This window comes from Pseudomonas inefficax (genome assembly GCF_032164165.1).
GTDB lineage: Bacteria > Pseudomonadota > Gammaproteobacteria > Pseudomonadales > Pseudomonadaceae > Aquipseudomonas > Aquipseudomonas inefficax.
In genome coordinates, this window is sequence record NZ_CP134401.1 from 214,403 (window position 1) to 235,916 (window position 21,514).

A 21,514-nucleotide genomic window follows, 5' to 3' on the forward strand; every position below is an offset into this window, starting at 1 on the left:
AACAAATATTATGGTATACCATCAGACAACAAGAGCTGATAACCCTCACCAGGAGCCACCCATGAGTTTCGAAATCCGCAAGATCGTCACCTACTCCGAAGAGACCCGCATCGAAGGCGGCAAGGCCACCGACAAGCCGGTGACCATGGTCGGCCTGGCCGTCGTGATCAAGAACCCATGGGCCGGGCGCGGTTTTGTTGAAGATCTGAAGCCGGAAATCCGTGCCAACTGCTCGGACCTGGGTGCCCTGATGGTCGAGCGCCTGACCGCAGCCATCGGCGGCGCCGACAAGATCGAAGCCTACGGCAAGGCCGCAGTCGTTGGTGCCGACGGCGAAATCGAACACGCCTCGGCAGTAATCCACACCCTGCGCTTCGGCAACCACTACCGCGAAGCGGTACAGGCCAAGAGCTACCTGAGCTTCACCAACAAGCGCGGTGGCCCGGGCACTTCGATCCAGATCCCGATGATGCAGAAGGACGACGAAGGCCTGCGTTCGCACTACATCACCCTGGAAATGCAGATCGAAGACGCCCCGCGCGCCGATGAAATCGTCGTGGTCCTGGGCGCCTCCGACGGTGGCCGCCTGCACCCGCGCATCGGCAACCGCTACATCGACCTGGAAGAACTGGCTGCCGAAAAAGCCAACGCTCAATAACAACAACCAAGACGGGCCGGGGCGTGGCGTGCTTACCCGCCGCGCCCGACCTTCAAGGAGCGCCCTCCATGATTCAGCCTGTCGCTGAACGCACACCCGCCGGCACCAGCTACCTGTCCGTCGGCCAGGGCCAACCCGTGGTACTGATCCACGGCGTGGGCCTGAACAAGGAAATGTGGGGCGGTCAGTTCGTTGGCCTGGCCAATGACTACCGCGTCATCGCCTACGACATGCTCGGCCACGGCCAGAGCGCGCTGCCAGCCGCCGACATCGGCCTGGAAGGCTATGCCGCCCAGCTCGCCGAACTGCTCGACCACCTGCAGATCGCGCAAGCCACCGTGATCGGCTTCTCCATGGGCGGCCTGGTCGCCCGGGCGTTCGCCCTCGGCTACCCACAACGCCTGGCGGCACTGGTAGTGCTCAACAGCGTGTTCAACCGCACCCCCGAGCAGAGTGCCGGGGTTATCGCCCGCGCCGCCCAGGCTGCGCAGATGGGCCCCGACGCCAACGTCGACGCCGCGCTCGACCGCTGGTTCAGCCGCGAATACAAGGCTGCCAACCCGGCGCAGGTCGCCGCCATTCGCCAGGTGCTGGCGAGCAACGACCCGCAGGGCTACCACACCACTTATTCGCTGTTCGCCACCCAGGACATGTACCGCGCCGCCGACCTGGCCAGTATCCAGGTACCGACGCTGATCGCCACTGGCGAACTCGACTCGGGCTCCACCCCGGCCATGACCCGCCAGCTCGCCGCCAGCATTCCTGGTGCACGCAGCGTGGTCCTCGCCGAGCAACGGCATATGATGCCAGTGGAAGCACCGCGTGAAGTCAACAAGATGCTGCTGGACTTCCTCGCGCAAGCCCGCACCCTCACCGAATCCGCCAAGGGGATTGTTGCATGACCCTCGTTCGTTTCCAGATGTGCATCGACGGCCAATGGCGCGATGCCCAGAGCGGCAAGACCTTCGACAGCCTCAACCCGGCCACCGCCCAGGCCTGGGCGCAACTGCCCGACGCCGACGAGGCCGATGTGGAGCTGGCCGTGCAAGCCGCCCAGCGCGCCTTCGACAGCAAGCAATGGCGCAGCATCACCGCCACCGCGCGCGGCAAGCTGCTGCGTCGCCTGGGTGACCTGATTGCCGAAAACAAGGAACACCTGGCCCAGCTGGAAAGCCGTGACAATGGCAAGCTGATCCGCGAAACCCGCGGCCAGGTCGGCTACCTGCCAGAGTTCTTCCACTACACCGCAGGCCTTGCCGACAAGCTTGAAGGCGGCACCCTGCCGCTGGACAAGCCCGACCTGTTCGCCTACACCGTGCACGAGCCGATCGGCGTGGTGGCCGGGATCATCCCGTGGAACAGCCCGCTGTACCTCACCGCAATCAAGCTCGCCCCGGCCCTGGCCGCCGGCAACACCATCGTGCTCAAACCGTCCGAGCACGCCTCGGCGACCATCCTCGAACTGGCCCGCCTGGCCCTCGAGGCCGGCTTCCCGGCCGGTGTGGTCAACGTGGTCACCGGCTACGGCCCCAGCACCGGCGCGGCGCTGACCCGTCACCCGCTGGTGCGCAAGATCGCCTTCACTGGCGGTGCCGCCACCGCCCGCCACGTGGTGCGCAGCAGCGCCGAGAACTTCGCCAAGCTGTCGCTGGAGCTGGGCGGCAAGTCGCCGAACATCATCTTCGCCGACGCCGACCTGGACAGCGCCATCAACGGCGCCGTGGCCGGCATCTATGCCGCCTCCGGGCAAAGCTGCGTGGCCGGCTCGCGCCTGCTGGTGCAGGACGAAATCTTCGACGAGTTCGTCGAACGCCTGATCGCCCGTGCCAAGCGTATCCGCATCGGCAACCCGCAGGACGACGCCAGCGAAATGGGCCCCATGGCTACCGCGCAACAGCTGGCAGTGGTCGAAGGCCTGGTGGCCGCGGCCAAGGCCGAAGGCGCCAAGCTGCACATGGGCGGCAAGCGTGCCGAGGTCGAGGGTGACGGCTGGTTCTACGAGCCGACCCTGTTCGAGTGCGACAGCAATTCGATGACCATCATGCAGGAAGAGGTGTTCGGCCCGGTTGCCGCGGTAATCCGCTTCAAGACCGAGGAAGAAGCCCTGGCCATCGCCAACGACTCGCAGTTCGGCCTGGCCGCCGGCATCTGGACTCGCGACCTGGGCCGTGCCCACCGCCTGGCCCGCGACGTGCGTTCGGGGATCATCTGGGTCAACACCTACCGTGCCGTATCGGCCATGGCGCCGATCGGTGGGTTCAAGAACAGCGGCTACGGCCGCGAGAGCGGCATCGATTCGGTGCTGGCCTATACCGAGCTGAAGACGGTGTGGATCAACCTGTCCACCGCGCCCATGCCCGACCCCTTTGTCATGCGCTAGGAGATTGCGCCCATGATCGAACCAGGCATCTACAAAGACGTGATGGGCTCCTTCCCGTCCGGCGTCACGGTGGTCACCACCCTCGACGCCGACGGTGGCATCGTCGGCATCACTGCCAGCGCGTTCAGCGCGCTGTCGATCGACCCGGCGCTAGTGTTGTTCTGCCCCAACTACGCCTCCGACACCTACCCCATCCTGCGTGACAGCAAGCAGTTCGCGATTCACCTGCTGTCCGCCGACCAGACCGCCGAGGCCTATGCCTTCGCCGGCAAGGGCAAGGACAAGGCCAACGGCATCGACTGGCACCTGAGCGAGCTGGGCAACCCGCTGCTGGCCAAGGCCACGGCGATCATCGAGTGCGAACTGTGGCGCGAGTACGACGGCGGTGACCACGCGATTATCGTCGGTGCGGTGAAGAACCTGGTGCTGCCGGCCGAACCGGTAACGCCGATGGTGTACCACAAGGGCAAGCTGGGCGCCCTGCCGCCCCTGGGCTGATAGACCTTGAGCTCGGCGTTGGCTTCTTCGCGGGTAAACCCGCTCCCACAGGGATCGCACAGATGCTGAAACCTGTGCAGTACCTGTGGGAGCGGGTTCACCCGCGAAGAAGCCAACGCAAATGACCCTGTTTTGATCCGGAGTACTGCCCATGAGCAATGAAAAGTACGAAAAAGGCCTGCAGATCCGCACCCAGGTGCTGGGCGAGGACTACGTCAACCGCTCGATCCAGAACGCCGACGACTTCACCAGGCCGTTGCAGGAGCTGGTCACCGAATACTGCTGGGGCCACGTCTGGGGCCGCGAAGGCTTGTCGCTCAAAGAGCGCAGCATGATAAACTTGGCCATGATTTCCGCGCTCAACCGGCCCCACGAGCTCAAGCTGCACATTCGCGGCGCCTTGCGTAATGGCCTGAGCCGTGAACAGATTCGCGAGATCCTGCTCCAGGTCGGCATTTATTGCGGCGTGCCCGCGGCGGTGGACAGTTTCCGCCTGGCCCGCGAAGCATTCGCTGAAGCCGATGCGGAGTCAACCCGTTAACACCGGGCTGTTCGAACCCACGCAAGGAGCACCCAGGTTCGTGGTGCTGTTGCGGTTGCGGCCGGGCAGCCTCTTTAAGAGCGCACTTGATGAAACGCCAGCCACTCGACGACAGCTTCAAGGTCAACCGCAACCCCGTTACCCTGCGCGAAATCGTGCTCGACAAGCTGCGCGCCGCGATCATGAACTTCCACCTGCTGCCAGGCGACCGCCTGGTCGAGCGCGACCTCTGCGACCGCCTCGGCGTCAGCCGCACCTCGGTGCGTGAAGCCCTGCGCCACCTGGAGTCCGAAGGCCTGGTGGAATTCGCCGACGCCAAGGGCCCGCGCGTGGCCATCATCACCCTGGAAGACGCCCGCGACATCTACGAGCTGCGCTGCGTGCTCGAAGGCCTGATCGTGCAGCTGTTCACCCTCAACGCCAAAGCCAAGGACATTCGTGCACTGGAACGTGCGCTGGAGGTCAACCGCGAAGCCCTCGAGGAAGGCGAGCTGCAACAGGTGCTGGATTCGGTACAAGGTTTCTACGATGTGCTGCTGGAAGGCTCCGGCAACCAGGTGGCGGCACAGCAGCTGCGCCAGTTGCAGGCGCGCATCAGCTACCTGCGCGCCACCTCGGTGTCGCAGGAGAACCGACGCGGCGCCAGCAACCGCGAAATGGAAAAGATCGTCGAGGCGATCAAGAGCGGTGACCCGCTGGTTGCCCACCAGGCCTCGGTCGACCACGTCCGCGCCGCCGCCAAGGTGGCCCTGGACTACCTGCGCCAGAAGCAGGATGACAACACCAAGGTGCGCGACATCGTCGAGCCCCTGGCCCTGAAGGAACCACGTATAGGTCGCTGACGATGCCCAACGCCCCGCGCTACTGCCCGCACTGCACCACGGAACTAGCCCGGGGCGTTCCCACAGGCGACACCCACGAACGCCTGCACTGCACCGGCTGCGGCTATATCCACTACATCAACCCGAAGATCATCGCCGGCTGCATCATCGAGCGTGATGGCAAGTACCTGCTGTGCCAGCGCGCCATCCCGCCGCGCCCTGGCACCTGGACTTTGCCGGCCGGGTTCATGGAAGCTGGCGAGACCACCGAGCAGGCCGCACTGCGCGAGGTCTGGGAAGAAAGCGGTGTACGCGCCGAAATCGTCTCGCCGTACTCGATCTTCAGCGTCCCGAAGATCAGCGAGGTCTACATCATCTTCCGCGCCATCGCCACCGAAGAAACCGGGCAGTACGGGCCGGAAACGCTGGCGTACAAGTTTTTCGAGCCGGATGAAGTCCCTTGGGATGAAATCTACTACCCGGCGATCCGGCAGATCCTGGAGCGCTATATCCTCGAGCGACAGGCCGGGGTTTATGGCATCTACATGGGCAATGACGACACTGGCAAAGTGCACTTCATTCGCTAGCCTGGGCCGGCCTCTTCGCGGGTAAAACCGCTCCCACAGGTACGGTGCACACCTTGAGCAATGTGCTATCGCTGTGGGAGCGGGTTTACCCGCGAAGAGGCCGATACAGCCACCAAAAATTCTCGCCAAACGTCTATTCTGGATGCACCCTTAGGGCCTTGCGAAAAAGGACCAGCAGAACACATGGCAAAATGGCTAGACGGCGGCGGGCTGATGGCCGAGCGCATCCGCAACCACGATTGGGCCGCCACCCCGCTGGGCCCTCTGCAGCACTGGCCTGACTCGCTGAAAACTTGCCTGGCCCTGTGCCTGGCCTCGCGCTTCCCGCAAGCCGTACTTTGGGGCCCCGACCTGCTAACCCTGCACAACGACGCTTTCTCGCAGATTCTCGGGCAAAAGCCCTCGGCACTTGGCATCCCCTTCAGCACTGTCTGGCAGGAAGCCTGGGCTGATATCGGCGACCTGGCCAACCGCGCCATGGCTGGCGAGGCGGTGTACATCGAAGACTTCCCGCTCGTCATCGACCGCAACGGCGGCCCCGAACGGGCCTGGTTCACCTTCTGCTACAGCCCCATCCGCGATCACGATGGCAAGGTGCTGGGCATGCTGGATACGGTCACCGAAACCACCGCCAGCGTGCTCGCCAACCAGCGCCTGAAGTTCCTCGACGACCTGGGCCGCGCCGTGGCAGATGCCACCGACCCGGAGCAGATCCTTGCAACTACCACGCGCATGCTGGTCGAGCACCTGCAACTGTCGAGTTGCGCCTACGCGGTGATGGAACCAGACGAAGACGGTTTCACCATCTGCGGTGACGCCGTGGCGCCCGGCTCGCCGCACCTGCTGGGCCGCTACCGGCTGCAGGACTTCGGCAAGCTGGCGCTCGGCCGCCTGCGCAGTGGCCTGCCGCTGGTCATCCAGGACAACCTGAGCGAGCTATCCCCGGAGGAAGCTGCCACCTTCCAGGCCATCGGCATCACCGCGACCATTTGCATGCCTCTGATCAAAGGCGGCCGGCTGACCGCGCTGATGGCCATCCACGACAAGGCGCCACGCAAGTGGACCTACCATGAGCAGACGCTGATCAGCGAAGTCACCGAGCGCTCCTGGGCGCATATACAGCGGGGACAGGCCCACGCCAAGGTACGCGACGCCATGGCGGCACTGGAGGCAATGAATGCCACCCTCGAACAGCGCGTCGACGATCGCACCAGCCAGTTGTTGCACACAGAAGCCGTGCTGCGCCAGACCCAGAAGCTCGAAGCCATCGGCCAACTTACCGGTGGCGTGGCCCATGACTTCAACAACCTGCTGACCATCATTCGCTCGTCGCTGCACTTTCTGCAACGCCCTGACCTCGATGCACAGCGCCGAGAACGCTACCTCAAGACCATATCCGACACCGTCGACCGCGGTACCAGGCTGACCGGCCAATTGCTGGCCTTCGCCCGCCGCCAGGCCCTGAGCCCGCAAGTGTTCGAGGCCGGGCCACGACTGGAGGCCATGGCCGACATGCTCGACACTGCCACCGGTACACGGATCCAGGTCGAGCTGCAATTGCCGCAGGCGCCTTGCCATATCCGCGCCGACCTCAATCAGCTGGAAACCGCGGTAATCAACCTGATGCTAAACGGCCGCGATGCCATGGCCGGCGAAGGCACCTTGCAACTGCGCCTGCAGGCCGACCAGCATCTGCCCGCCCTGCGCGGCCAGGCGCCACAACCGGGCCCGTTCGCGGCGATTTCGGTGAGCGACAGCGGTGTCGGCATTGCCGCCGAACTGCTGGAGCGCATCTTCGACCCGTTCTTCACCACCAAGGCACCGGGTGAAGGCACCGGGCTCGGGCTGTCGCAGGTGTTCGGTTTTGCCAGGCAGTCCGGGGGCGATGTGCAGGTGAACAGTGTCCCGGGCCAAGGCACCACCTTTACCTTGTACCTGCCCCAGGAACCACCGCCCGAAGCCTAGCGCTCAACGCCGTCCTTCCGCCAGCATGCGCACGGCCAGGCCCGCCAGTACTGTGCCCATCAGCCAGCGCTGAACCTGCTGCCACAGCGGGCGACCGGCGAGGAACAGGGCGATGGACCCGGCCATGATAGCGATCAGTGCATTGACCGAAACACTGATGGCGATCTGCGTCGACCCCAGCACAAGCGACTGCAGCAGCACGCTGCCATGCCCCGGCTCGATGAACTGTGGCATCAACGACAGGTACATGACGGCGATCTTGGGGTTGAGCAGGCTGGTGGCAAAGCCCATGGTGAACAGCCGCCGCGGGCTGTCGGCAGGCAGATCACGAACCTGGAACGGCGAACGGCCACCAGGGCGCAGTGCCTGCCAGGCCAGGTACAACAGGTACAACGCGCCACAGATGCGCAGCGCGTCGTAGGCAAAGGGCACAGCCATCACCAGGGCAGTGATGCCCAGCGCGGCGCAGAACATGTAGATGACGAAGCCCAGGGCCACACCACCCAACGAAATCAGCCCGGCCTTGCGGCCCTGGCAAATCGATCGGGAGATAAGGTAGATCATGTTCGGCCCTGGGGTAAGGACCATGCCGAGGCAGATCAGGGCGAAGGTGAGCAGCTGTGTGGTTTCTGGCATGGGGCACGTCCTGGATGTGCGTTGAAGTGCTGCGAGTTTATCCGAGGCTTTGCTTGTCGTCTGTACCGGCCTCAACGAATCTGGCCGGCTATCAAACCCAGGGCCACCGTTATCATCGCCACTCCCGACACCCGGCCAACCAGCCTCGCAGCCCCCGGCCGAGTGCTCAACACGGCTTTGGCGCCATAGCCGACCAGCGAGTAGATCACCAGCGAGCTGCACAGGTGCACCAGGCCCAGCAGCAAGATCTGCAGCGGCACCGGCCAGCTCGACTGCGGGTCGGTGAACTGCGGCAACAGGGCCAGGAACAGCAGGAACACCTTCGGGTTCAAGCCACTGACGCAAAACCCCTTCAATGCCCAGCGTGAACCCGACTCCCCCGCCCCGTCCCGCCCAGCCGCCGGCAATGCCGGGCTCAGCAGCAGGTTGCCACCCAGCCACAGCAGGTAGCTGCACCCCGCCAGGGTCAGCAAGGTCAGCGCCAGCGGGTGGCCGGCCAGCAGGCTGCCGACCCCGGCCGCCACCACCAGGGTCGCGAGGAAATGCCCCGACAGCATCCCCGCCACCGCAGGCATAACCCAGCGCCCGCGCATGCCGGCCGAAATGGCATAGGCCCAGTCCGCGCCCGGGGTAATAACGAACAGCATCGACACGGCCCAGAACGCCGTCAGAACACTGAGAGCCACTTGAATCTTCCTTTTCCACTGCTTTGGGATGACCAAAGATTACGGATTCCGCCAAGGGATTTTCTTTCGTATATTCCCCGACAACCTTCAATTACTGGAAGATTCTTCTCGATGGACAGGACCGATCGAAAAATGCTTGCCGAACTGCAAAAAGACGGTCGGTTATCGGTGACCGAACTGGCCGACCGTGTGGGGCTCAGCCTGTCGCCCTGCCATCGGCGCTTGAAGGCACTGGAGGAATCAGGGGCGATTCTTGGCTATCACGCCCGCCTGGCGCCGAGCGCGCTGGGGCTGAACTTTGCCGCGCTGGTATTCGTGACCCTGCGCGAAGTCACCCGCCAGCCGGTTGCGGACTTTGAAGCGGCGCTGGCTGAAATCCCGCAGATCGTCGAAGCGCAGCGGCTGTTTGGCGACCCGGATTACCTGCTGCATGTGGTGGCCAAGGATCTGCCCGCGTTCCAGAAGCTGTATGACGAGCAGCTGACCAGCATTCCCAATGTGAAGCGGTTGAGTTCGACGCTGGTGATGAAAGAGGTGATTCAGGATCGGTTGTTGCCGATGTAGCGTTTTGCCTGTGTCGGCCCTTTCGCGGGTGAACCCGCTCCCACCTCGACCGCATTGATTTCAAGCCATGCGCAGTACCTGTGGGAGCGGGTTCACCCGCGAAAGGGCCAGCACAGGCAGCATTTCTATCCGCCCTGCAAACGCGCACGGCGCACCACCAAAGCACACCGCTTCTCGCCTCCATCAGGCCCAAATCCCTCTAGCCCAAGCCCTCCCGCCCCCTGGCACCCTCCTTGCTACCGTCCCCCGCTTAACCTTTTGTCAGCCTTAGTTTTTTTAACGTTTATGGGCACATATTTACTAATTTCTCGTTGCCCCCGCGCCCCGCATCATCGCTCCAACAAGAACGCGTCGCCCTTCGCCGGCACGCCCCCGGGCAGCTCCCGATGCCCTACCTTGCCTTGGAGTCAGTCATGACCAGTGCAGCCAATTCGGCACCCCTCATAGAAAAACACACGATCGGCTACGTGCCCCCGCAAGACCGCCATGGAAAGGTAAGGGATCTGTTCACACTGTGGTTCGGCGGCAACATCGCGCCGCTACCCATCGTCACCGGCGCACTGGGTGTGCAACTGTTCCACCTGAACCTGGTATGGGGCATCGTCGCTATCCTGGTCGGCCACCTGGTCGGTGGCGTACTGATGGCGCTGCACTCGGCACAAGGCCCGCAAATGGGCATCCCGCAGATGATCCAGAGCCGCGCCCAGTTCGGCTCGCTCGGTGCGCTGCTGGTGGTGGTGATCGCCGGGGTCATGTACATCGGCTTCTTCGCCTCCAACATCGTCCTCGCGGGCAAGTCGCTGCACGGCGTGGTCGATGCCGTGCCGGTGTCGGTGGGCATTGTCATCGGTGCGCTGGGCTCGGGCATCATCGGCATCATCGGCTACCGCTTCATCCACGTGCTCAACCGCATTGGTACCTGGGTGCTGGGTATCGGCATCGTGGTCGGCTTCGGCTACATCTTCAGCCACGTACAGAGTGACGACTTCCTCACGCGCGGTGGCTTCAACCTGGCGGGCTGGCTGGCCACGGTGTCGCTGGCAGCGCTGTGGCAGATCGCCTTTGCGCCCTACGTGTCAGACTACTCGCGCTACCTGCCAGCAGACGTGAAGGTCAGCTCGACGTTCTGGACTACCTACCTGGGCTCGGCCCTGGGTTCCAGCCTGTCGTTCATCTTCGGCGCCGTGGCGGTGCTGGCGATCCCGGCCGGCATGGACACCATGGACGCGGTCAAGCTGGCCACCGGTACCCTCGGCCCGATCATGCTGGTGCTGTTCCTGCTCAGCGTGATCAGCCACAACGCCCTCAACCTGTATGGCGCAGTGCTGTCGATCATCACCCTGGTGCAAACCTTCGCCCACCGCTGGATCCCCACCGCCAGGAGCCGCGCCGTGCTGTCGCTGGTCGTACTGACGGCCTGTTGCGTGGTGGCGGTGTTCGCCTCGGCGGACTTCATCGGCCACTTCGTCGACATGGTGCTGGTGCTGCTGGTGGTGCTGGTGCCATGGACAGCGATCAACCTGATCGACTTCTATGCCATTCACAAGGGTGACTACGACATCCAGTCGATCTTCCAGGTCGATGGCGGCATCTACGGGCGCTACAACCCGCAGGCGCTGATCGCTTATGCCGTGGGCATCGTGGTGCAGATCCCGTTCATGAACACGCCCCTGTATGTCGGGCCGATTTCCGAGCATATCAACGGTGCGGACCTGTCGTGGCTGGTGGGGCTGGCGGTTACCTCGCCGCTGTACTGGTGGCTGGCCAGCCGTGACAGCGCCTACCGTCGCCGGCAGATGAGTGCCAAGGTGGCCATGGGGCACTGATTCAACCAGTGCCGGCCTCTTCGCGGGCTTGCCCGCTCCCACAGGGACACCACAGCCTTCGAGGCCGGTGACATTCCTGTGGGAGCGGGCAAGCCCGCGAAGAGGCCGGTACGGGCAGCACAAAACCCAAGCAGATTTCCATGCTCCATCTATGGGAGCCAATGCGAAAATTTATGTGCGCTGCCCATATCGCCGCTGTGCTGTTCGGCCTGACCGGTATCCTCGGTCACCTGATCGAGGCCGACGCCAGCATCATCACCTTCGGCCGCGCCTCCTTTGCCTTCATCGCCCTGGGCTTCGTCGCCGGGCTCACGGGCGCGCGCCTGCTAGACGCCCTCACCCTGCGCAATCTGCCGGTGCTGGGCCTGACCGGCGCCCTGCTGGCTGCCCACTGGGTAACCTTCTTCATCGCCGTGAAGTTGGCGGCGTGGCCGTGGCCACCCTGGGCTTCGCCAGCTTCCCGGCGTTCATCGCCATGATCGTGCTGGCGACCATCCTGGCGGCGGCGCGCAAGGTACCAGCGGAACAAGGCGATGCCAGCCGCTGCGCGCATTGAATGACTTTCCCCGGCGCGGCTCAATGCACGGCGTGCCTCTACGACGAATGCGATAAAGGCTCGCGTCCAAGATCAGCGCCGCCTAGGGGGTGGAGTGGGGACTGCCGGTGGTCCATAGTTTTCAAGCATCTCATCAAACTTGTCGATCTCCCTTCCAAAACGCACATTCCACATTGCTTTAGCAACTTCAGGCCATGCTGACTCTCCAAGCTGCGCTCTATCGTGCTGAGCAGCGGGAAGCGAAAATCCCGCGAGGTCTGCTTTACTGACTTCGTAAGACTTATAATTTCCGAGCCCCCGTGCAGGCCTAAAAGCTCCAACGCCTAATACAAAGACATTCTGCTTCACTTCATAATTACCAGCCGGCAAATGAGAAATAGGATCACCACTCACAAAATCCGCTGCAAATCCACCAGTTTCAAAATTGTATTTAAGATCCCATCGATTGTACGCATAGTGTGGAGCAGCTTGCTTATATAATCGTGCGACTACTTTGCTGTTTTCCATTTGCCCTCGATGTATTCCCCTTGCCACCTTCCTGAAGTGCGAAAGCTGTGGATGCAAGCTTGGCGGAAAACCTGCGACTTCCAAACCGGCAATATCCAACTCCATTTGAGGATTCGCTCGCCCCCTGACTCCGTTCCTGTTGAATCCTGAAGGATCAATATAATTCACGGGATCACCGGAACAATATGCGTAGGCATTTACCCCACCACGACCAAACGGGCTCAAAAAGTCGGGACTGACAAAGCGGCAAAGTGATGAACTATATGTACGGCGCCCGTTCCCTAGCAAATAACAGCCACTAAACATGTCTTGCAATTGACCGGCAAACCCGATAAGAGCCAAACATTCCGGGCTGACGGAAAAGCCATAAGGCGTATATGTTTTGGCATGATTGCGCTGGTTATGGAAAGTGGCATTACGAAAGCAAAGATTCATTATAAAGCCGCCCTCGTCGCTTAGAGCATTTACCCTAACAAGAACCCCGTGACTTCAATACTGTCATTTTTAACAGGTTACCTTCCTGAAGCGGAGATACCGCGGGCTCTATCCTCCTTCCGGCAATAAACTGCGGTCAAACATGAACGCCCGCTCACCCTGCGGCGTATATCGATACAACTGCTGCGGCCTACCCAGCCTCGGCTGGTTCTTCTCCCCGGTATCACTCACCCATCCCAATTCGCGCAAGCGCTCCAGGCGTTTGCGCAGCGAGGTGTTGTTCACCGCCTGCCCCAGGCAAGCCTGCACCGCACCTAGCGCATCCAGCACAGTGAACTTCTCCGCCAGCAAGTACAGCGGCAGGCTGCTGTACACCGTCTTCGCCGCCAGCCGCTCACGGGCAAGCTCCACCAACAGGTTGTGATCAAATGGCAACAGCACCTTGCGCGCCAATACGCTGTCCAAGTCGAAAAACGCCAGTTGCTCGCACTCGACGACCTGCCCCGGTTCGAGCAATGCCAGGTAATAGGTACTGAGCGACCAGCCACGCGGGTCGCGGAAAGCATTGCCCTCGGTCCCCACCTGTTCCATGTAGCACGGTACGACTTGGGCTTTCTCGCGCAGCGCACGTTCGGCGGCCGCTTCCAGGCTGGTGTCGGGGATGCGGCCATTGACGATGACCCCGGGCAAGGCCCATTGGCCGGCATGCGGTTCACGCTCACGACGGTGCAACAGCACTTGCAGATGCTGAGCTTCGGGGGCCATGCGCAGGGCGACGATATCGACGCTGGCCAGGACTTCGACTGTACTCACCGGGCGACTCCTTGTTCAAGCTCATTATAATCCACCAGGGCATCTAAGTAAGGCAAGCAGAAACCCGATATAAAATGGCGCTTGACACACTTAATACACCAGGTGAATTATATAGCCATTCCAGCAAGGAGAACCGCCATGAAGATCGCCAGTTTCGATGTCGACGCCCAGAACGGCTTCACCAGCAACGTGCCGCAAGAACTGCCGGTTCCTGAAGGCGATGAAATCGCGGCAGATCTCAATACCATGGCCTTGCGTGCCGACCTGCGCCTGGGCAGCAAGGACGCCCACCCGGCCAACGCCGCCTGGGTGGTCGCCGACCCCGCACACATGTTGCAACCCCTGTCCCTGGCCAACGCCGACCTGACTTGGGTCAGTCACTGCGTCCCCGGCACTCCCGGTTTCGAGCTGCTGCCCGGCTTGCCTGCTCCCATCGACTACGACTATTTCGTGTGGAAAGGCGTCGAGCCCGACCTGCACCCCTACGGCGCCTGCTACCACGACCTGGCCGAGCGTCGCTCCACCGGGGTAATCGAGTACCTCAAGGTACAGCAGGTAGGTGCAGTGATTGTCGGTGGCCTGGCCCTGGACTATTGCGTCAGGACCACCGCCCGCCAATTGCGCCAGGCCGGTTTCCAGGTGCTTTTGTACCTGCCGGCCTGCCGTGCACTCACCCAGGCAGGCGCCATCGAGGCGTGTGGCGCCCTGGCCGCCGAGGGCGTGATCCTCTGCGGCGACGAAGCGGCGCTGGACTACCAGCTCTCTCTGATCAAGGAAGACCGCCCATGAGCGACAGCGTTTTCGGCCCGCGCATCATCCAGAACCTGCTGGACACCGACTTCTACAAGATCACCATGATGCAGGCGGTGCTGCACAACTACCCCAACGCCGAAGTGGAATGGGAATTCCGCTGCCGTAACGGCGAGAACCTCGCACCTTACCTGGCGGAAATCCGTTACCAGGTCGAGCAACTGGCCGATGTCAGCGTCACTCATGACCAGCTCGCCTACCTGGAAAAGATCCCGTTCATCAAACCGGACTTCATCCGTTTTCTCAGCCTGTTCCGCTTCAACCTGCGCTATGTGCAGGTGGGCCTGGATGCTGCCGGGCAACTGGCGATTCGCGTGCGCGGGCCGTGGCTGCATGTGATTCTGTACGAGATCCCGCTGCTGGCGATCATCAGCGAGGTGCGCAACCGCTACCGGTACCGCGAGGTGGTGATAGAGCAAGTCCGCGAGCGCCTGTATCAGAACCTCGACTGGCTAACGACGGAGGCCAGCGCCGAAGAACTGGCCGGTTTCCAACTGGCCGACTTCGGCACCCGGCGGCGCTTCTCCTACCGGGTGCAGGAAGAGGTGGTACACATTCTCAAACGTGACTTCCCGGGCCGCTTTGTCGGTACCAGCAACGTGCACCTGGCCCGTGAATACCAGCTCAAGCCGATCGGCACCATGGCCCACGAATGGTTCATGGCCCACCAGCAGCTCGGCCCACGACTGGTCGACAGCCAAGCCGCTGCGCTGGAATGCTGGGTGCGGGAATACCGGGGGCTGCTGGGCATCGCCCTGACCGACTGCATCACCATGGACGCATTCCTGGGCGATTTCGACCTGTACTTCGCCAAGCTGTTCGATGGCCTGCGGCACGATTCGGGCGACCCGCTGGCCTGGGCGGAAAAGGCCATTGCCCACTATGAGCGGCTGGGGATCGACCCGAAGAGCAAGACCCTGATCTTTTCCGACGGGCTGGACCTTGCCAAGGCGCTGCGGCTGTACCGGGCGCTGCATGGGCGGATCAATGTGAGCTTTGGCATTGGTACCCGGCTGACCTGCGATATCCCGGGGGTGGAGCCGATGAACATCGTGATCAAGATGACGGCGTGCAATGGGGCACCGGTGGCCAAGATTTCCGACAGCCCGGGCAAGACACAGTGCCGGGATGAGAACTTCGTGGCCTATCTGAAGCATGTGTTCAAGGTGGATTGAGGGTGCCTGTGCTGGCCTCTTCGCGGGTTCACCCGCGAAAGGCCGGTACAGTCACCCCACCTCTTGCAGGCCAATACACAACTCAAGGAACCGCGCCGCCGCCCGCGAGGGCGTCGCTGCATGTGGCATCAGTATCGAAAACCGCCTGACCAAGGGCTCTGGCCCAACCTGCAACCGCTGCAACGCCCCGTCCTCATGCCGGATCGACATCGCCGACACAAAACCGATCCCCATCCCGGCCCGCACCGCTTCCTTCACCCCTTCCACCCCGGCAATCTCCAGCGCCACGCGCATTGCCACGCCGCTGCGGGCAAACGCCCGCTCGACGATCTGCCGCACACCCGAACCACTCTCACGCAGTACCAAGGGGTAAGCCCCCAGCGACGCCAGCGTCTGCCGATCACTGCCAGCCAGCGGATGACCACGCGGCACGATGGCCACGATCTCGTCTTCCCGCCACGCTGTCACCGCCGTGCCCAATGGCAGCTCCTGCCCAGGTGGCCCTTCGATCAGGGCGATATCTACGCTGTCCAGCGCAGCGACAATTTCCGCCGTATTGCCGTTGGAGGTGCTTACCAGCACCTCGGGGTAGCGGGCATGGAAATCGGCAATCAGGTAGGGCAGCAGGTAGCTGGCCGGCGTGGTACTGGCGCCGATGCGCAAGGTACCGCGCTCCAGCCCGCGCATGGCCTCGCGCAACGCCTGGGCTTGACGGAAGGTTTCGCGCAGGCGCTCGGCATGGGCCAACAATTGCTCACCGGCTGCTGTCAGCCGCACACCACGGCCTGCGCGCTGATACAGGGGCTCGCCAAAGGCTTCCTGCAGCAGCTTGAGCTGGCCGGACACGGCCGGCTGCGACAGGTGCAGAGCCTGGGCCGCATGGCTGATGTTGCCGTGCTCGGCGACGGTGGCGAACGTTATCAGTTGTTCTGGGGTCATGAGTGCAAAATATCAGCTCAACGGATATTTGCCATTCTGAATTACGATTTTTTATAAGCTTATAACCAGATTAACGTAAGCCATGTCGAAACACCTTTCCGGAGGGCTCACATGGCCACGGTTCCATCCACACCCGCCTTGGCGCCTACCCTCTCTACCCGAGGGCGGCTCAATGGCATCCTGTTCGTCGCGCTGTTCGCGCTTGCGGTCACCCAGCTGGCCGCCCTGCCCGCCATCGCCAACCTGGGTATCAGCCCGCTGATTGTCGGTATCGTCGCCGGTGCGCTTTACGGCAACGCACTGCGTGACGGTTTACCGGCCAGCTGGGCAGCGGGTATCAACTTTTCCGCCCGCGGCCTGCTGCGCATTGCCGTGGCCTTCTTCGGCCTGCGGGTAAGCCTGCAGGAAATTGCCGAAGTCGGCTGGTCCGGGCTCATCGTGTCGTTGCTGGTGGTGTCCAGCACCCTGCTGATCGGCCTGTGGTGCGGCATGAAGCTGTTCAAGCTGGACCGCGAAACCGCCTTGCTGACTGCGGCCGGCAGCGCCATCTGCGGCGCCGCAGCGGTTCTGGCCTTCGAGTCGGCCCTGCGCAGTGCACCGCACAAAAGCGCCATGGCGGTTGGTAGCGTGGTGCTGTTCGGCACCCTGTCGATGTTCCTCTTCCCATTGGCGATCAATGCCGGCTGGCTGCAACTGGACACCATGGGCGCCGGGCTGTTCCTGGGTGGCACCATTCACGAAGTGGCCCAGGTAGTCGGTGCGGCCAGCAACGTCAGCCCCGAGGCCACGCATATCGCCACCATCGTCAAGATGACTCGGGTGATCCTGCTGGTACCGGTGCTGCTGGTGGTCGGGTTTTGGATCAGCCGCGCGCGCCAGCCGGGCCAGGCACAGGGCAACGGGCGCATCGCCATGCCCTGGTTCGCCTTCGGCTTCCTTGCGCTGGTGCTGGTGAATTCGCTGCAGGTACTGCCGGGCAGCGTGACGCAGGCGGTCAACAGCCTGGATACCTTTGCCCTGACCATGGCCATGACCGCGCTGGGCATGGAAACGCGCTTCAGCCAGATTCGCCAGGCCGGGCCGCGGGCGCTGGCCACCGGGGCGATTCTCAACCTCTGGCTGGTGTTTGGCGGCGTAGCGATTACCTTGGGTGTGCAGAGGCTGTTGGGATGACTTGAGACCGAGTCGCCTGCTTCGCGGGTAAACCCGCTCCCACAGGTACTGCGCAGGTTCTGAAAGCAGCGCGATACCTGTGGGAGCGGGTTTACCCGCGAAGCAGGCGGCTCGGTCTCATGAGGTTTTTGTTGCCCCCCCTCGTTGCCGTCCGCATTTCTCGGTATGGTGTTGTCAAAGAAGGATGTTTTACCCGCACAGGAAAGACTTAGATGCCTCAACGCAATGTCATCAATGCATCCGTCAGCCCCAAAGGCAGCCTGGAGACGCTGTCACAACGTGAAGTGCAGCAACTGAGTGAAGTCGGTACCGGTAGCCTTTACACCCTGTTCCGCCAGTGCGCCCTGGCCATCCTCAACACCGGCGCCCATGTCGACAATGCCAAGACCATCCTCGAGGCCTATCAGGACTTCGAGGTGCGTATTCATCAACAGGACCGCGGCGTGCGCCTGGAGCTGCTGAATGCCCCGGCCGACGCCTTCGTCGATGGCGAAATGATCGCCAGCACCCGTGAAATGCTGTTCAGCGCCCTGCGCGACATCGTCTACACCGAAAGCGAGCTGGCCAGCCAGCGCATAGACCTGGAAAGCTCCCAGGGCATCACCGACTATGTCTTCCATCTGCTGCGCAACGCCCGCACCCTGCGCCCGGGCGTGGAGCCGAAGATGGTAGTGTGCTGGGGTGGCCATTCGATCAGCAGCGAGGAATACCAGTACACCAAGAAGGTCGGCCACGAGCTGGGCCTGCGCAAGCTGGACGTATGCACCGGCTGCGGCCCGGGCGTGATGAAGGGCCCGATGAAGGGCGCCACCATTGCCCACGCCAAGCAACGCATGCACGGCAGCCGCTACCTGGGCCTGACCGAGCCCGGCATCATCGCCGCCGAAGCGCCCAACCCGATCGTCAACGAACTGGTGATCCTGCCGGACATCGAGAAGCGTCTGGAAGCCTTCGTTCGTGTCGGCCATGGCATCATCATCTTCCCGGGCGGTGCCGGCACGGCCGAGGAGTTCCTCTACCTGCTGGGCATCCTCATGCACCCGGACAACCAGGAGCTGCCGTTCCCGGTGGTACTCACCGGCCCGCGCAGTGCCGAGCCGTACCTGCAGCAGTTGCACGCGTTCGTCGGCGCCACCCTGGGTGAGGCGGCGCATCGCTTGTACGAGATCATCATCGATGACCCGGCGGAAGTTGCCCGGCACATGGTCGAAGGGCTCAAGGCGGTGAAGCAGTTCCGCCGCGAGCGCAACGATGCCTTCCACTTCAACTGGCTGCTGAAGATCGAGGAGAGCTTCCAGCGCCCGTTCGACCCGACCCACCAGGCCATGGCCGACCTCGACCTGCGCCGCGAGCTGCCGGCCCACGAACTGGCCGCCAACCTGCGCCGGGCGTTTTCCGGCATTGTCGCCGGCAACGTGAAGGACAAGGGCATCCGCCTGATCGAGGAACACGGGCCGTATCAGATCCGTGGCGACAGCGCCGTGCTGGACCCACTGGGCCGGCTGTTGCAGGCGTTCGTCGACCAGCATCGGATGAAGCTGCCTGGCGGGGCGGCGTATGTACCGTGCTACCAGGTGGTGACCTGATTCGCCCTGACTGAATTGTAAGTTTGCCGTCATGCCCCTGTGGGTTGCTCCTCGATAGCCTGAGTGCCGAGATGACTGACCTACAGAGGTTCGACGATGAAAACCTTTCTTGCTGGCGGCGTATTGCTGCTGTTGCTGACTGGCCAGGCGCTGGCCTATTCCGATAACCGTGCCGAGCAGGTGCTGACCGAACACCAGCAAGCGATTTCGGCGTATGCGGCCAAGGCTGGCAAGCCGATGCCGACGGTCGAGGATTACCGTTATGGCATGAAGCTGGACATTGCCAGTTTTCGTGCGACAGTCCGACGATCCGAAGACCTGCATCGTTGTACCGAAGCTGATGACCTTCGAAGACAGCCAGGGACGCTTGCAGACCATTCGTTACAGTGCGCAATCGCAGTGCATCAATAACAAGTAGCCGCTTAATCTTGCTATTGCTATTGCTATTGCTGTTGCTGTTGCTGTTGCTTCGGCTTTTGCTTCTGGCACGCGATAGTTCAGGCGCCGCAGATTGCGACTTCAGGAGGCCGAGCGAAGGGACTGCGGAGGGAGGTGACGGGCATGGATGCCCGTCAAGCGCTGAGGCCCCATGGATGGGGCCTGCAGCGCGTACTCCCGGTAGCAGGCCCGTAGCGAGGGGACCCCGGAGCGAAGCGCAGGGGCCGGATGATAGGAGCCAGCGTTTTTTGGTTACTTTTTGTCGCGTTTGACAAAAAGTGACTCGCCGTAAGGGCGAAAAGGTGCGTATGCGTCGCCATCGTAAATGGACTGTTCGCTATATAAAAACCGTCGCTTAAGCTTTTTGGCTTTTTGGGATGTGGCATTCACATCGAGTAGACATTCATTCGCGATGGTGGCGCAAAGTCACCTTTCCGCCCTTACGGCGGGTCCCTTTTTGTCGTGGCAAAAAGGAACCAAAAACCGTCGGCTCCCATCATCCGGCCCCTGCGCTTCGCTCCGGGGTTCCCTCGCTACGGGCCAGCTCCCGGGAGTACGCGCTGCAGGCCCCATCCATGGGGCCTCAGCGCTTGACGGGCATCCATGCCCGTCACCTCCCTCCGCAGTCCCTTCGCTCGGCCTCCTGAAGTCGCAATCGGCGGCGCCTGAACTTTCGCGTGCTTAGAAGCAAAAGCAACGGCAACGGCAACGGCAGGAGCAAAGGCAAAGGCAAAGGCAAAGAAAAAACTGCTACTGGCTGAGGTGGGCCATCGGCCGTTCGACAAAGCGGATGCTGTCGCGCCCATTTCGTTTGGACTGGTACAACGCCACATCCCCCTGCTCGATCAAGGCCGCCAGGCTCGTCGGCGGCTGGTCGAACAGGTTGACGCCGATGCTCAAGGTGACCGGCTGCGGCGTAGGCACCGTCTTGCTGGCATGCTGCTGGAACTGCTCGCGCAGCAGTCCGCCCAGCTCCATGACCTGCTCGCTGTTCGCCCCACACAGCAGAATGACGAACTCATCACCGCCCAACCGCGCCGCCAGCGCGCGCTCGGGCAAAACCATACGAATCATCTCGCTCAGGGCAATCAGCAAGCGGTCCCCTGCAACATGCCCGTGCAGGTCGTTGACCAGCTTGAAGTTGTCGATGTCGATCAGTAGCAAGGCCCCGGGCTGCGCCGAATCCACTGCCTTGAAGAAAGGCCCCGCACGCACCTCCAGTGCACGCCGGTTGTACAGCGCCGTCAACGGGTCACGGGCCGCCAGACGGGCAATCCGCGCCTCGCGCCGGTAGCGCACGGTGCCGGTCATCGACAAGGCAATCAGCATGATCGCCATCGCACCTTCGACCAGGGAAACCTGAATGATCAGCCCGCCGAAAGTGGCCAGGTCAATCAGCGTCCCCGGCGTGATCGCAATGATCGCCTTGGCCACATAGAACACCCCATGAACCAGCAACACATAGCGCAACTGCACGGCGCCAACACTCAACGACTTGCCATGCGGCCGCAACAGCCAGCTGGCCTTGAGCGTCAACAGCGCCACCAGCAACGAGTTGACCATCAGCATTACCTTCGACCACTGCGGCCCCACAGGCAACAGCAGCAAGGCGAACCACACCAGCACGACCGATAACCAGATACGCGACAGCCGCACCTGGGTGAAGCGCAACACCCCCATCAGGAAGAACCAGTGCGCCACCACCAGCAAACCGTTGGCGAACCAGATACCGATCAGCACCAGACCGATGCCGCGCAGCAAGGCCAGGGTGGAACCAATCGTGATGGTGGCAAAGCCTGCACTCCAGAACAGCAGCGATGAATCGCGAACGCTGCGCCACTCGATCGCCAGGTACAACGCGGCCGCGCCAGCCAGGGCAATGGAGATAGTCAGCATGGTGGGTGGATCAAGCGCCATGAA

At 62.5% G+C, this 21,514-nt stretch carries 21 protein-coding genes and 1 pseudogene; 16 read left to right on the plus strand and 6 right to left on the minus strand.

Features of this window, described 5'->3' with window-relative positions; translation table 11 throughout:
• The first annotated feature begins 61 nt into the window (after positions 1–61).
• From RIN61_RS00945 to RIN61_RS00980, 8 genes are all read left to right on the plus strand, one after another.
• The gene (locus RIN61_RS00945) at positions 62–658 is read left to right on the plus strand and encodes an amino acid synthesis family protein (RefSeq protein WP_003258678.1); all 597 of its coding nucleotides are present in this window, start codon (positions 62–64) and stop codon (positions 656–658) included.
• Between the two features lie 68 nt (positions 659–726).
• Positions 727–1,560: an alpha/beta fold hydrolase gene (locus RIN61_RS00950; protein ID WP_112252635.1), complete on the plus strand. Its 834-nt coding sequence runs from the start codon at positions 727–729 to the stop codon at positions 1,558–1,560.
• A complete protein-coding gene (locus tag RIN61_RS00955; protein ID WP_112252636.1) occupies positions 1,557–3,038 on the plus strand; it encodes an aldehyde dehydrogenase in 1,482 nt (493 codons plus the stop codon). Before RIN61_RS00950 ends, RIN61_RS00955 begins: the two co-directional genes overlap by 4 nt.
• 12 nt (positions 3,039–3,050) lie before the next feature.
• Complete coding sequence (locus tag RIN61_RS00960; protein ID WP_112252637.1) at positions 3,051–3,536, plus strand: flavin reductase family protein; 486 nt, start codon at positions 3,051–3,053, stop codon at positions 3,534–3,536.
• Between the two features lie 151 nt (positions 3,537–3,687).
• Positions 3,688–4,077: a carboxymuconolactone decarboxylase family protein gene (locus tag RIN61_RS00965; protein ID WP_046617259.1), complete on the plus strand. Its 390-nt coding sequence runs from the start codon at positions 3,688–3,690 to the stop codon at positions 4,075–4,077.
• 89 nt (positions 4,078–4,166) lie between these two features.
• The gene (locus RIN61_RS00970) at positions 4,167–4,919 is read left to right on the plus strand and encodes a GntR family transcriptional regulator (protein ID WP_085623601.1); all 753 of its coding nucleotides are present in this window, start codon (positions 4,167–4,169) and stop codon (positions 4,917–4,919) included.
• Positions 4,920–4,921: 2 nt separating this feature from the next.
• Positions 4,922–5,485, plus strand: coding sequence for an NUDIX hydrolase (locus RIN61_RS00975; RefSeq protein WP_112252638.1), 564 nt, complete (start codon positions 4,922–4,924; stop codon positions 5,483–5,485).
• A 183-nt stretch (positions 5,486–5,668) separates the two neighbouring features.
• Positions 5,669–7,450, plus strand: coding sequence for an ATP-binding protein (locus RIN61_RS00980; RefSeq protein ID WP_252378739.1), 1,782 nt, complete (start codon positions 5,669–5,671; stop codon positions 7,448–7,450).
• Between the two features lie 3 nt (positions 7,451–7,453).
• Here the strand turns inward: RIN61_RS00980 and RIN61_RS00985 are convergent, their stop codons facing one another.
• Together RIN61_RS00985 and RIN61_RS00990 are read right to left on the minus strand one after the other, a co-directional pair.
• On the minus strand, positions 7,454–8,086 hold the full coding sequence (locus RIN61_RS00985; RefSeq protein WP_112252640.1) for a LysE family translocator: 633 nt from the start codon (positions 8,084–8,086) through the stop codon (positions 7,454–7,456).
• A 71-nt stretch (positions 8,087–8,157) separates the two neighbouring features.
• Positions 8,158–8,772 carry a LysE family translocator gene (locus tag RIN61_RS00990; protein WP_112252641.1) on the minus strand — a complete coding sequence of 205 codons (615 nt, stop codon included), beginning with the start codon at positions 8,770–8,772 and terminating at the stop codon, positions 8,158–8,160.
• 111 nt (positions 8,773–8,883) lie between these two features.
• Here RIN61_RS00990 and RIN61_RS00995 point away from each other — a divergent pair, with 111 nt between their 5' ends.
• From RIN61_RS00995 to RIN61_RS01005, 3 genes and pseudogenes are all read left to right on the plus strand, one after another.
• Entirely contained in the window at positions 8,884–9,336 is a 453-nt protein-coding gene (locus RIN61_RS00995; protein WP_207879057.1) for an Lrp/AsnC family transcriptional regulator, read from the plus strand.
• Between the two features lie 413 nt (positions 9,337–9,749).
• Positions 9,750–11,162 (plus strand): purine-cytosine permease family protein, encoded by a 1,413-nt coding sequence (locus tag RIN61_RS01000; RefSeq protein WP_112252643.1) that lies wholly within the window; start codon positions 9,750–9,752, stop codon positions 11,160–11,162.
• A 140-nt stretch (positions 11,163–11,302) separates the two neighbouring features.
• A pseudogene (locus RIN61_RS01005) lies at positions 11,303–11,643 on the plus strand (EamA family transporter); the annotation flags it as partial.
• A gap of 147 nt (positions 11,644–11,790) precedes the next feature.
• Here the strand turns inward: RIN61_RS01005 and RIN61_RS01010 are convergent.
• Entirely contained in the window at positions 11,791–12,660 is an 870-nt protein-coding gene (locus RIN61_RS01010) for an RHS repeat-associated core domain-containing protein (protein ID WP_313855315.1), read from the minus strand.
• Positions 12,661–12,768: 108 nt separating this feature from the next.
• Entirely contained in the window at positions 12,769–13,473 is a 705-nt protein-coding gene (locus RIN61_RS01015) for an NUDIX hydrolase (protein ID WP_313855317.1), read from the minus strand.
• 138 nt (positions 13,474–13,611) lie between these two features.
• Here RIN61_RS01015 and RIN61_RS01020 point away from each other — a divergent pair, with 138 nt between their 5' ends.
• Entirely contained in the window at positions 13,612–14,262 is a 651-nt protein-coding gene (locus RIN61_RS01020) for an isochorismatase family protein (RefSeq protein WP_112252646.1), read from the plus strand.
• Entirely contained in the window at positions 14,259–15,458 is a 1,200-nt protein-coding gene (gene pncB, locus RIN61_RS01025; protein ID WP_112252647.1) for a nicotinate phosphoribosyltransferase, read from the plus strand. The genes RIN61_RS01020 and pncB overlap by 4 nt, the downstream gene beginning before the upstream one ends.
• A 51-nt stretch (positions 15,459–15,509) precedes the next feature.
• On the opposite strand, the gene RIN61_RS01030 is transcribed toward pncB, so the two are convergent.
• Positions 15,510–16,397, minus strand: a complete 888-nt coding sequence (locus RIN61_RS01030; protein WP_207879055.1) for a LysR family transcriptional regulator — start codon at positions 16,395–16,397, stop codon at positions 15,510–15,512.
• A 111-nt stretch (positions 16,398–16,508) separates the two neighbouring features.
• On the opposite strand from RIN61_RS01030, the gene RIN61_RS01035 reads away from it, so the two are divergent.
• The 3 genes from RIN61_RS01035 (at position 16,509) to RIN61_RS01045 (ending at position 19,574) form a co-directional block, all read left to right on the plus strand.
• On the plus strand, positions 16,509–17,570 hold the full coding sequence (locus tag RIN61_RS01035; RefSeq protein ID WP_112252649.1) for a YeiH family protein: 1,062 nt from the start codon (positions 16,509–16,511) through the stop codon (positions 17,568–17,570).
• A 212-nt stretch (positions 17,571–17,782) separates the two neighbouring features.
• On the plus strand, positions 17,783–19,156 hold the full coding sequence (gene ppnN / locus RIN61_RS01040) for a nucleotide 5'-monophosphate nucleosidase PpnN (RefSeq protein ID WP_085623623.1): 1,374 nt from the start codon (positions 17,783–17,785) through the stop codon (positions 19,154–19,156).
• Between the two features lie 340 nt (positions 19,157–19,496).
• Positions 19,497–19,574: a DUF2790 domain-containing protein gene (locus RIN61_RS01045; RefSeq protein WP_252378776.1), complete on the plus strand. Its 78-nt coding sequence runs from the start codon at positions 19,497–19,499 to the stop codon at positions 19,572–19,574.
• A 770-nt stretch (positions 19,575–20,344) separates the two neighbouring features.
• On the opposite strand, the gene RIN61_RS01050 is transcribed toward RIN61_RS01045, so the two are convergent.
• Positions 20,345–21,490 (minus strand): GGDEF domain-containing protein, encoded by a 1,146-nt coding sequence (locus RIN61_RS01050; RefSeq protein WP_112252664.1) that lies wholly within the window; start codon positions 21,488–21,490, stop codon positions 20,345–20,347.
• Positions 21,491–21,514 lie beyond the last annotated feature (24 nt).

Excerpts from the sequence above, each read along its gene's own strand:
- RIN61_RS00945 (WP_003258678.1), top strand. The coding sequence starts at position 62 with ATGAGTTTCGAAATCCGCAAGATCGTCACCTACTCCGAAGAGACCCGC.
- RIN61_RS00950 (WP_112252635.1), top strand. The coding sequence starts at position 727 with ATGATTCAGCCTGTCGCTGAACGCACACCCGCCGGCACCAGCTACCTG.
- RIN61_RS00955 (WP_112252636.1), top strand. The coding sequence starts at position 1,557 with ATGACCCTCGTTCGTTTCCAGATGTGCATCGACGGCCAATGGCGCGAT.
- RIN61_RS00960 (WP_112252637.1), top strand. The coding sequence starts at position 3,051 with ATGATCGAACCAGGCATCTACAAAGACGTGATGGGCTCCTTCCCGTCC.
- RIN61_RS00965 (WP_046617259.1), top strand. The coding sequence starts at position 3,688 with ATGAGCAATGAAAAGTACGAAAAAGGCCTGCAGATCCGCACCCAGGTG.
- RIN61_RS00970 (WP_085623601.1), top strand. The coding sequence starts at position 4,167 with ATGAAACGCCAGCCACTCGACGACAGCTTCAAGGTCAACCGCAACCCC.
- RIN61_RS00975 (WP_112252638.1), top strand. The coding sequence starts at position 4,922 with ATGCCCAACGCCCCGCGCTACTGCCCGCACTGCACCACGGAACTAGCC.
- RIN61_RS00980 (WP_252378739.1), top strand. The coding sequence starts at position 5,669 with ATGGCAAAATGGCTAGACGGCGGCGGGCTGATGGCCGAGCGCATCCGC.
- RIN61_RS00985 (WP_112252640.1), bottom strand. The coding sequence starts at position 8,086 with ATGCCAGAAACCACACAGCTGCTCACCTTCGCCCTGATCTGCCTCGGC.
- RIN61_RS00995 (WP_207879057.1), top strand. The coding sequence starts at position 8,884 with ATGGACAGGACCGATCGAAAAATGCTTGCCGAACTGCAAAAAGACGGT.
- RIN61_RS01000 (WP_112252643.1), top strand. The coding sequence starts at position 9,750 with ATGACCAGTGCAGCCAATTCGGCACCCCTCATAGAAAAACACACGATC.
- RIN61_RS01010 (WP_313855315.1), bottom strand. The coding sequence starts at position 12,660 with ATGAATCTTTGCTTTCGTAATGCCACTTTCCATAACCAGCGCAATCAT.
- RIN61_RS01020 (WP_112252646.1), top strand. The coding sequence starts at position 13,612 with ATGAAGATCGCCAGTTTCGATGTCGACGCCCAGAACGGCTTCACCAGC.
- pncB (WP_112252647.1), top strand. The coding sequence starts at position 14,259 with ATGAGCGACAGCGTTTTCGGCCCGCGCATCATCCAGAACCTGCTGGAC.
- RIN61_RS01030 (WP_207879055.1), bottom strand. The coding sequence starts at position 16,397 with ATGACCCCAGAACAACTGATAACGTTCGCCACCGTCGCCGAGCACGGC.
- RIN61_RS01035 (WP_112252649.1), top strand. The coding sequence starts at position 16,509 with ATGGCCACGGTTCCATCCACACCCGCCTTGGCGCCTACCCTCTCTACC.
- ppnN (WP_085623623.1), top strand. The coding sequence starts at position 17,783 with ATGCCTCAACGCAATGTCATCAATGCATCCGTCAGCCCCAAAGGCAGC.
- RIN61_RS01045 (WP_252378776.1), top strand. The coding sequence starts at position 19,497 with ATGACCTTCGAAGACAGCCAGGGACGCTTGCAGACCATTCGTTACAGT.
- RIN61_RS01050 (WP_112252664.1), bottom strand. The coding sequence starts at position 21,490 with ATGCTGACTATCTCCATTGCCCTGGCTGGCGCGGCCGCGTTGTACCTG.